The organism is Candidatus Methylomirabilota bacterium (genome assembly GCA_036001065.1).
Classification (GTDB): Bacteria; Methylomirabilota; Methylomirabilia; order Rokubacteriales; family CSP1-6; genus MNEF01.
Genome location: DASYUQ010000213.1, coordinates 1 through 9,512, shown reverse-complemented (window position 1 = coordinate 9,512; position 9,512 = coordinate 1). Strand labels below are relative to the sequence as shown.

At 68.3% G+C, this 9,512-nt stretch carries 11 protein-coding genes; 7 read left to right on the top strand and 4 right to left on the bottom strand.

Annotated features, from left to right (window positions below):
- The coding region (locus VGV13_20595; protein HEV8643484.1) for an ABC transporter substrate-binding protein at window positions 1-985 on the bottom strand (985 nt) is incomplete at its 3' end.
- Window positions 986-1,133: 148 nt separating this feature from the next.
- Between VGV13_20595 and VGV13_20590 the strand changes: the two genes are divergently transcribed.
- From VGV13_20590 to VGV13_20565, 6 genes are all read left to right on the top strand, one after another.
- Window positions 1,134-1,838 (top strand): isochorismatase family protein, encoded by a 705-nt coding sequence (locus VGV13_20590; GenBank protein ID HEV8643483.1) that lies wholly within the window; start codon window positions 1,134-1,136, stop codon window positions 1,836-1,838.
- Between the two features lie 142 nt (window positions 1,839-1,980).
- Window positions 1,981-3,252, top strand: coding sequence for an ABC transporter substrate-binding protein (locus VGV13_20585; GenBank protein ID HEV8643482.1), 1,272 nt, complete (start codon window positions 1,981-1,983; stop codon window positions 3,250-3,252).
- Window positions 3,253-3,303: 51 nt separating this feature from the next.
- Complete coding sequence (locus VGV13_20580) at window positions 3,304-4,161, top strand: branched-chain amino acid ABC transporter permease (protein HEV8643481.1); 858 nt, start codon at window positions 3,304-3,306, stop codon at window positions 4,159-4,161.
- An 8-nt stretch (window positions 4,162-4,169) separates the two neighbouring features.
- A complete protein-coding gene (locus VGV13_20575; protein ID HEV8643480.1) occupies window positions 4,170-5,147 on the top strand; it encodes a branched-chain amino acid ABC transporter permease in 978 nt (325 codons plus the stop codon).
- A gap of 4 nt (window positions 5,148-5,151) precedes the next feature.
- Window positions 5,152-5,916: an ABC transporter ATP-binding protein gene (locus tag VGV13_20570; protein HEV8643479.1), complete on the top strand. Its 765-nt coding sequence runs from the start codon at window positions 5,152-5,154 to the stop codon at window positions 5,914-5,916.
- The gene (locus tag VGV13_20565) at window positions 5,916-6,614 is read left to right on the top strand and encodes an ABC transporter ATP-binding protein (protein HEV8643478.1); all 699 of its coding nucleotides are present in this window, start codon (window positions 5,916-5,918) and stop codon (window positions 6,612-6,614) included. The genes VGV13_20570 and VGV13_20565 overlap by 1 nt, the downstream gene beginning before the upstream one ends.
- Window positions 6,615-6,636: 22 nt before the next feature.
- Here the strand turns inward: VGV13_20565 and bioB are convergent, their stop codons facing one another.
- From bioB to panC, 3 genes are all read right to left on the bottom strand, one after another.
- Entirely contained in the window at window positions 6,637-7,710 is a 1,074-nt protein-coding gene (gene bioB, locus VGV13_20560) for a biotin synthase BioB (protein HEV8643477.1), read from the bottom strand.
- A gap of 94 nt (window positions 7,711-7,804) precedes the next feature.
- Window positions 7,805-8,188: a hypothetical protein gene (locus VGV13_20555; protein HEV8643476.1), complete on the bottom strand. Its 384-nt coding sequence runs from the start codon at window positions 8,186-8,188 to the stop codon at window positions 7,805-7,807.
- On the bottom strand, window positions 8,185-9,048 hold the full coding sequence (panC, locus tag VGV13_20550) for a pantoate--beta-alanine ligase (protein ID HEV8643475.1): 864 nt from the start codon (window positions 9,046-9,048) through the stop codon (window positions 8,185-8,187). Before panC ends, VGV13_20555 begins: the two co-directional genes overlap by 4 nt.
- Window positions 9,049-9,143: 95 nt before the next feature.
- Between panC and VGV13_20545 the strand changes: the two genes are divergently transcribed.
- The coding region (locus VGV13_20545; protein HEV8643474.1) for a (2Fe-2S)-binding protein at window positions 9,144-9,512 on the top strand (369 nt) is incomplete at its 3' end.

Sequence of the window (9,512 nt, the reverse complement as noted above, 5' to 3'; positions counted from 1 at the left end):
ACTTCGCCTGGCCGATCTCGGCGAGCGCCTTTTTCTGGAATTCCCAGGTCGCCACCTTTTCGACGGGGAGCGTGGTCTTCTGACGTCCCGCCTTGATGTTCAGCTCCTGCATCCAGATGAGCGAGGCAGCGCTGACGTCCCCGTTCGGGTTGAACTGCTTGTGGGCGAGGAACCAGTCGTAGATCCACTCGACCTCTTCCGGCTTGCGCTTGGCGTACTTCGTCATGAGTTTGACGACCTCGGGTTTGTTCGTCTGATCCATGACCCACCGGATGCCCTTGGCCTGGGCCACGAGCGCTTTCACCAGATCTAGGGGCCGCTCCTTGATGACCTTCTCGGTGGTGATGAGGGTGAATCTGACCCAGTGCGGCAGCTCGTGGGCGGCCACGGCCAACACTCTCCCACCTGTCGACTTCACGACGGGCTCGAGCTCGATGCTCGACACGGTCGCGGCCGCCTGTCCGGCCACCAGCGCCCGGACACGATCGGGGTCGCCGCCCATCTGGACCCACTCGATCTTCTTCACGTCCACCTTGTGATTTTCGAGAATGGCCTGCGCCACGACGTGCGGGAGGGCCCCCACTGCGGAGACGGCCACCGGCTTGCCGGCCAGGTCAGCCAGCGCGTTGATGTCCTTGCGGACGAACAGCACGTGGGGGAGGCCGGGCATGAACGAGGCGACGATGCGCAGCGGGGCGCCCTTCTCGATAGCGGCCATGGCCCCCGCCGGCGTGATCTCGGCGATCTCGCAGGCGCCGGCCGTCAGCGCGCGCAGCAGATCCGCGTCCCCCGGCATCTCCACCGGCTCGAAGTCGAGCCCCTGCTCCTTGTAGAACCCCTTCTCCCAGCCGGCCAGCTCGAACGCGGTGTCCGCCTTGTAGCGGACGACGCCCATGCGCCACTTCGCCGGGGTCTGCGCCCACGCCGGCGCCGCCCAGTGGAACCCCAACGCCAGCGCACCCACGATGATCGCGAGACGCTTCATGACTCCTCCTCCCTCTCGTCCTTCCAGCGGTCGAGGCTTCACGACGAAAACTGGCGCGAAAGTACCACAGGCGAGGGCACGGCAGAGCGGCCTACCGTTTTCTCGCGAGCGGCGCCATAATCGCCACCACGAAAAGGGGGGTCTGATCATGGAGCGACCCTGGGAGTCCCTGATCCCCGAGCACGAGCAGGCGGTCTATCGGGCGGCCGGCTACGGCAAGCGCGGCACCTGGGGTGAGCGGCCCGCCCTGCTCGTCGTCGACGTCAACTACAACTTCACCGGGGACCGGCCCGAGCCGATCCTCGAGTCGATCAAGCGCTTCCGGAACAGCTGCGGCGAGATCGCCTGGGAGGTCGTCCCCAAGATCGCGGCGCTGCTCGAGCACGCGCGCGCCCACGGGGTGCCGGTCTTCTACTCGACGCAGGGCTACCGGCCCGATGCCCTGGGCGTCGGCTCGTGGGGCCAGAAGAACTCCCGGGCGACGACGGCGTCGGAGGAAGCGCTCCGGATCGGCACCGAGATCGTCAAGGAGATCGCGCCCCTGCCCGACGAGATCGTGGTGCGGAAGGACAAGCCGAGCGCCTTCTTCGGCACCGCCCTCGTGAGCCATCTGAACGCGCGCTCGATCGACACCGTCATCATCGCGGGCACGACGACGAGCGGCTGCGTGCGCGCGACCGCCGTGGACGCCTTCTCCTACAATTACCGGGTGGTGGTCGTCGAGGACTGTGTCTTCGACCGGGGCCAGACGCCGCACCGGCTCAACCTCTTCGATCTCGATTCGAAGTATGCGGACGTCGTCCCCGCGAAAGAGGTGATGGCGTACTTCGAGAGGCTTCGCACCCCATCGTGAATCGGACTGGCAGAGTCCCCATGTCACCGTCGGGGTGTCGTTCTGGTTCTAGCTGCCCAACGCGGAGACCCTCGGTTGACAGCGCTCCGGGCGGCGGTGTAGCGTGCCCGCGTCCTGCCACACGTTCCCGAGGAGGAATGCCATGAAACAAGGCCTGGGGATCGCCAGCGTTCTGTTCGTCTTGAGCCTCCTTCTCGTCGTCGCCGCGCCGGGCCCCGCCGGGGCGCAGTGCCAGCTCGGCGTGCCGGCCATCAAAATCGGCGTGCAAGGGGCGGCCTCGGGGCCCCACGCGGACTACGGGCGGCAGATCGAGATGGGCGCCACGATGGCGATCGAGGAGATCAACACGGCCGGCGGCATCCTGGGCTGCAGGCTCGAGATGAAGTTCATGGACGATGAGAACAAGGCGGCCACCGGCGTGAAGAACGCCCGGTACCTCGTGACGGAGTGGGGCGCCCACTTCATGGTCGGGACCGACTCGAGTGGCGTGGCCATGGCCCTGGGGCCCGTGCTCGCGGAGCTCAAGCGCATCCACTTCTTCACGCACGCGGCGACCCATCGGCTGACCGAGGAGCTGGTGGCGGGGAAGGGAATCCAGGAGATCGTCCGGGTGAGCGTCCCCGTCTACCAGGACGCCATCGTGGCCGCGCTCATCTTCAAGGACCGGCCCGAGATCAAGCGGTGGGCCACCATCGGCGCCGACTACGAGTACGGCTACGCATCGTGGAGCCTCTTCAAGGACACGCTGAAGAAGTATCGGCCGGACGTGGAGTTCGTGGCCGCGGCGTGGGCGCCGTTCCTGACGCTGGATTTTTCCCCCCACGTCTCGGCGGTGATGGCCCAGAAGCCTGACGCGATCTTTTCAACCCCGTGGGCGGGCGAGGCCGTGATGCTCCTCCGGCAGGCGCTGATCCAGGGCGTGTTCGACCAGATCCACGCCTGGTGGCAGGCGATGGGAGGCTCGGTGGACGTCCTCGAGGGGATCGCCTCGGAAGTCCAGCGCGACAGGTTCAAGGGCAAGCTGTGGGCCACGGCCCGTTACATCCACAACTGGCCCGACACCCCGGAGAACAAGGCCTTCATCGAGCGGTTCCGGAAGCGCTGGGCCAGGTTCCCCAATTACTCGGCGGAGACGACCTACTCCGCGTTTTTCATCATGAAGGCCGCGGTCGAAAAGGCCCGGAGCCTGGAGACGCCGAAAGTCATCGAGGCGCTGCGGGGCATGCAGATCAGGAATCCCGGAGGCCTGCGCGTCTTCCGGGCCGAGGACCACCAGTTCGTCTACAACGTCCCCGCCGGCCGCGTCATGATGGATCCGAACTTCCCCATCCCGGTCCTCGGCGACCTCAAGATCTTCCCGGCCAAGGACTACTATCGCCATCCGCCGTTCACGCCCGTCGCGGTCACGAAGTAACGGCTCGCCCTTTCTTCGGAGGGGGGGCGAAGCCCCCCTCCGAGGATCGTCATGGACACCATCGCCTTTCAGGGTCTGATCGGCCTCTCGCTGGCCATGTATCTCTGGCTTATCTCCGCCGGCTTGACGATCATCTTCGGCGTGCTGCGGATCGTGAACTTTGCCCACGGGAGCCTCTTCATGATGGGGGCGTACCTGGCCTTCACCTTCTACGGCCAGCTCGGGCTCCCGTTCGGGCTGGCCATCCTCCTGAGCCTCCTGGGGGTCGGCCTGCTCGGCCTGGTGATGGAGCGGTTCTTCCTGCGCCGGATCTATTCCATCGATGAGGCGTACCAGCTCCTCCTCACCTTCGGCTTCATCCTGATCCTCGACGACGCCGTGAAGATCATCTGGGGAGGGGTCTTCAAGATCCCTCCGATTCCCGCCTTTCTCGACGGCGCGTGGCGCGTGTTTGGCCGGCCGTTTCCGGTCTACAACGCCTTCGTCATCGCGGTGGGGCTGCTCGTCGCGATCCTCCTCTGGGCGCTCTTCGAGAAGAGCTGGTGGGGGCGAACCGTGCGGGCCACCGCCTCCGACCGCGAGATGGCGAACGCGATCGGCGTCAACGTCCCCCGCGTGTTCTCCGGCGTGTTCATGTTCGGGTCGATGCTGGCGGCGCTGGGGGGCGCCATAGGGACGCCGGTCCGGGTCGTCGCCCCCGGGATCGGCGCCGCGATGATCATTCAGGCCTTCATCATCACGGTCATCGGCGGGCTGGGGAACCTCAAAGGAGCCTTCGTCGGCTCGCTCATCGTCGGAATCCTGAGCGCCTACGGGACCCTCTTCTTCCCGGTGTTCGAGCTGTTCTTCATCTTCGTGATCATGGCGGTGGTCCTGCTGGTCCGGCCGCAAGGCCTCTTTGCCCGTTGAGGAAGACGGTGACCGACCGGCCCTCTCGCCGTCTCATCGTGTTCGGGGGCGTCGTGGTGCTGATCCTGCTCGCGCTCCCGTCGCTGGCCGGTCGCTATTCCTTGTACCTCGTGATCCAGATCCTGATCCTGTCGGTCTTCTCCCTCGGGTTCAATCTCCTCTTCGGTTACACCGGGTTGCTCTCGTTCGGCCAGGCCGGATTTTTCGCCGTCGGCGCCTATGCCTGCGCGAAGATCCTCCTGGCCGTGCCGAATCTCTTTCTCGGCCTGATCGGCGGCGTGGTCGTCGCGGCGGCGGCGGCGCTCCTCCTGGGCTTTCTCTCGGTCCGGCACACCCGGATCTACTTCTCCATGCTCACGCTCGCCTACGGCATGATGATCTACTCCATCGCGTGGAAGTGGCGCGACTTCACCGGGGGTGACGACGGGCTCGTCGGCATCCCGCGGGCGCCGCTGGCGATTCCTGGCCTGCCGGCGCTCAGCGTCGCCAGCATGGAACGCTACTACTACGTCGTTCTGGTCGTCTCGCTCCTCGCCATCTGGCTCATGTACCGTCTGGTGAACTCGCCCCTCGGGCTCGCCCTGCAGGCGATCCGGGACAGCGAGAGCCGGGCGGAATTCGCGGGGATAGCCGTGAGGACCTACCGCCTGGTCGCCTTCACCATCGCGGGACTGTACGCTGGGCTGGCCGGCGCGCTGCTCCCCCCGCTCGAGAACACCGTCACCCCGCCGATCGCCCACTGGAGCACGTCGGCCGAGCCGGTCCTGGCCACGCTCCTCGGCGGGATCCACGTCTTCGGGGGCCCCATCGTCGGCGCCTTCCTGTTTTTCATGATCAAGGACGTCATCGTCCGCTTCACCGAGTACTGGCTCATCTGGCTCGGCGCCATCGTGGTCGTCCTGGTCATGGGCTTCCGCGGAGGCGTGGTCGGCATTTTCGCGCGACAGGTCCGGTCGGCCCGGGCCGAGGCGCCGTCCGGTCGGTGATCGCGTGACGGCGGGCGCGCTCTTGAGGGTCGAGGGCCTGCGGAAGCGGTTTGGCGAGCTGGCCGCCGTGGACGGCGTCGAGCTGACGCTCGCCCCGGCGCGACTCACGGCGATCATCGGGCCCAATGGCGCGGGCAAGACCACCCTGATCAACCTCGTCACGGGCGCGCTGCGCCCCGATTCCGGGCGAGTATATTTCAAGGGCGAGGAGGTCACGCGCCTGGCCACCCACCACCGCGTCCGGAAGGGACTCTCGCGCTCGTTCCAGCTCATGAACATCTTTGGCCGGCTCTCCGTGCTCGAGAACGTCCTGGTGCCGGTGCTGTCCCGGCTCGGGCGGACCGTCGATCCCTTCTCGAGCCTGGAACGCCAAGCGGAGGCGCTGGCGGAGGCCGAGCAGATCCTCGAGGAGATCGGCCTCTGGCACGCGCGAGCCCAGCCGGCCGGCGCCATCTCGCACGGCGACCAGCGGCTCCTGGAGCTCGGGATCGCCATCGCGCCCGCGCCCGCACTCTGCTTCCTCGACGAACCGTCGGCGGGATTGACGCCCGTCGAGCGAACCACGGTGCTCGAGCTGATCCGAAGGCTTTCCGTGGAGCGGCGAACCACCTTTGCCATCGTGGAGCACGATATGGATGTGGTCTTCTCCCTCTCGGACTGGATCGTGGTGATGAACCGGGGCCGGGTGTTGGCCGAGGGGCCGCCAACTGAGATCCGGGAAAACCGAGAGGTGCGAGAGGTCTATCTGGGGGAGGAAGCGCTCGCGTGATGCTCGAGGTTCGTGATCTGGTCACCGCGTACGGCCAGAGTCTTGTCATCCAGGGCATTTCCCTGGACGTCACAGCCGGCGAGGTCGTCTGCCTGCTCGGGCGGAACGGTGCCGGCAAGACCACGACGCTCCGGAGCATCATGGGGCTCACCCCGCCGCGCACCGGACGGGTCACCTTCAACGGAGGGGACATCACGGGCCGCCAACCTTTTGAGATCGCCAGGCTCGGCGTCGGGTACGTCCCCGACGACCGGCGGATCTTTCCGGACCTCACGGTGGAGGAAAATCTGGAGATCGTCCGCCGGGTGACCGGCCGGGAGGGGCAATGGACGGTGCCGCGGGTCTATCAACTCTTTCCCCTCTTGCGAGGACTTCGCGGCAACCGGGGGGTCGGTCTCTCGGGAGGCGAGCAGAAAATGTTGGCGATCGGCCGGGCCCTCATGGGCAACCCGGCCCTCCTGATTCTCGACGAGCCCTCCGAGGGCCTGAGCCCGCTGATGGTCCGCACGCTCATCGAGGCCATCCGCCAGATCCGTCAGGAAGGCGTCACGCTTCTCCTCGCCGACCAGAACCTCAAATTCGCCCGACGGGTCGCCCACCGCGGCTACATCATCGAAAAAGGGACGGTCCGGTACTCGGGCCGTCTGGACGACCTGTGGGCCGATCAGGAGATCGTGCGCAAGTACCTGGCGGTATGACGCTCGGCCCGCCGAGCTGGCGTCAGGCGTTCGGGCGGCGCGTGAGGCGGCCGGCGCCGCCGAGGCCCCCCTCGCCCCACGGCGCCGGTGCCTCGTCCGGAACCGCGCCCTCGTGGCCGAGGATGCTGAGGCCGAGATCGCGGATCATGGCGAAGTCAGCCGGGGGCGGCTGGCCGGTGGTGGTCAGGTAGTCGCCGACGAAGATCGAGTTGGCGACCTCGAGCCCGAGCGGCTGGAGCCACCGCAGCTGCACCTCACGCCCGCCGGCGATCCGCAGCTCGGCGGCCGGGTTGAGCAGCCGGAACAGGCACAGGATCTTGAGGGCGGTGCGCGGGCCCAGCGGTGCCCGGCCCGCGAGCGGCGTGCCCGGGATCGGGATGAGGAAGTTGACCGGGATCGAGTCCACGCGAAGGGCGCGCAGCGCGTAGCTGAGCGCGATCACGTCCTCGAGCTCCTCCCCCATGCCGAAGAGCGCGCCGCAGCAGGGTGAGAGCCCGGCGGCCCGGGCACGCTCCACCGTCTCCACGCGATCGCGGTAGGTGTGGGTCGCGCAGATCTCCGGGTAGAACCGCTCGCTCGTGTTCAGGTTGTGGTTGTACGCAAAGACGCCGGCCGCGCGCAGGCGCTCGGCCTGATCGCCCTTGAGGAGTCCGAGGCACGCGCAGACTTCGAGTCCGGGGTGGGCGGAGCGGACCGCCGCCACCGCCTCGCACGCCTGGTCGACTTCGCGATCGGTGGGGCCCCGCCCGCTCGCCACCATGCAGAACCGGGCCGCCTTGAGGTCGACGGCGCGGCCGGCGGCGGCGACGACCTCGCCGGCGGGACGCATCGGATAGCGCGCGATGTCCGCCGTCGAGAGCGACGACTGGGAGCAGTAGTGGCAGTCTTCCGGGCAGAGCCCGCTCTTGAGGTTCAGCAGGAAGTTGAGCTTGACGGCGGTGCCGAAATGGGCTCGGCGCACCCGGCCTACCGCAGCGACCAGCGGCAGCAGCTCCTCGTCCGGCGCCGCCAGCACCGCGCGCGCCTGGTCGGGAGTGATCGCCTCGCCGGCCAGCGCGCGCTCGGCCAGCGCCTCCCAGTTCGGTCGGTCGGTCATCGGAGGCTCTCGGCGGCGGCAGTTCCCACGCTCGCTCTGATACCGCGCGAATGGCGGGGGCGTCAAGCGGGAAACGGTCGGAGCCGGGCAGCGGTCAGCAGCGCGTGGCGTCGTCGATCAGGAGCCGAAGCGTCCCGCCGGCCGGGTCGTACTCGACGTCGTTCCCGGAACACTGGAAGCTCGGCGGGGAGTGGAGGAGCCCGAGGACCGCGGGCTTGTCGGCGGGCCACTGGCCATGCTGCGCATGGTACGTCTGCAGCATGCTCCGCATCGACCCCAGCGTGGCCTGGTCGGCGGCGAGCCGGGCGTGCGCGAGCGTGCGCTCCTCCTGGAGCTTCTCGACCGTGCGGGCGGTGGAGCCGACGTAGCGGTAGAGCAGAGCGCCGGCCACCGCCAGAACCACGAGCACGAGGACGATCTCGATCAGGCCGAGCCCCCGCTCCCCGGCCAGCGCGTCCCCGTTCGGTCGGCCGGTCATCGGCGGCCCTGGGCGTCGGCCGGCGGCGCCAGCACGAGGTTGTCGATCAGCCGTATCGCTCCGACCCACGCGGCCACGCAGCACACGGCGCCGCCTTGAGCGATCGCGGTGAGGGGCTCGAGCGAGCCCGGGTCCACCACGGCCACGTAGTCGATCCGGACGAGCGGCTCGGCGGCCAGCATGCCCTCGACGACCGCGGCGAGGGTCTTCGGGTCGCGCTCGCCCCGCTCGCAGGCCTGCCGGGCGGCTACAAGCGCCCGGAAGATCACGGTGGCGGCTTGCCGCTGCGCGGCGGCGAGGTACGCGTTGCGGGAGCTCATCGCGAGCCCGTCCGGCTCGCGCACGGTCGGGCACGGCACGATGGTGGTCGACACGTTCAGGTCGCGGGCCATCCGCTCGATGACCCGGAGCTGCTGGTAGTCCTTCTCGCCGAAGTAGGCACGGTCGGGCTGCACGAGGTTCAGGAGCTTCAGGACAACGGTGGCCACGCCCCGGAAGTGCCCCGGCCGGGCGGCGCCCTCCCAGCGTTCGGTCAGCGTCTCGACGGTCACCCATGTCGAGAACCCGGCCGGGTACACGATCGCCGGCGTCGGCGCGAAGACGAGGTGGACGCCCTCGCCATCGAGCAGCACGAGGTCGCGCGCAAGGTCCCGCGGGTAGCGCTCGAAGTCCTCGTGAGGGCCAAACTGCGCCGGATTGACGAAGATGCTGACCACCACTCGCTCGCACTCGCGACGGGCCCGACGGACGAGCGAGAGATGACCGTCGTGTAGCGCCCCCATGGTGGGCACGAAGCCGAGCGGGCCCGGGACGGCCGCACGCCAGGCCCGGAGGGCTTCGAGGCTCTCGACCACGTCCATCGGTGACTCCCTATACCACAACGCACGGGGCTGTTGACAGCGGGGCGCTGCTGGTGTCATCTGAGGCACGCCCGGACAGGGTCCAGGAGGTCTCCATGCTCGCATTCACGGTCAACGGTCGAAGGCAGCAGGTCGACGTCCCACCCGACACACCGCTGCTCTGGGTGATCCGCGAGACGCTCGGCCTCACCGGTACTAAATATGGATGCGGCATGGCGCTCTGCGGCGCCTGCACGATCCATGTGGACGGGGCGCCCATGCGCGCGTGCGTCACGCCGGCCTCGGCTGCCGCCGGCCGAAAAGTGACCACGATCGAGGGCCTCTCGGCCACGGGCGACCATCCCGTGCAGCGGGCCTGGGTCGAGGTGGACGTCCCCCAGTGCGGCTTCTGCCAGCCAGGCCAGATCATGTCGGCAGCGGCGCTGTTGGCCTCGAAGCCCTCCCCCACCGACGCGGACATCGAC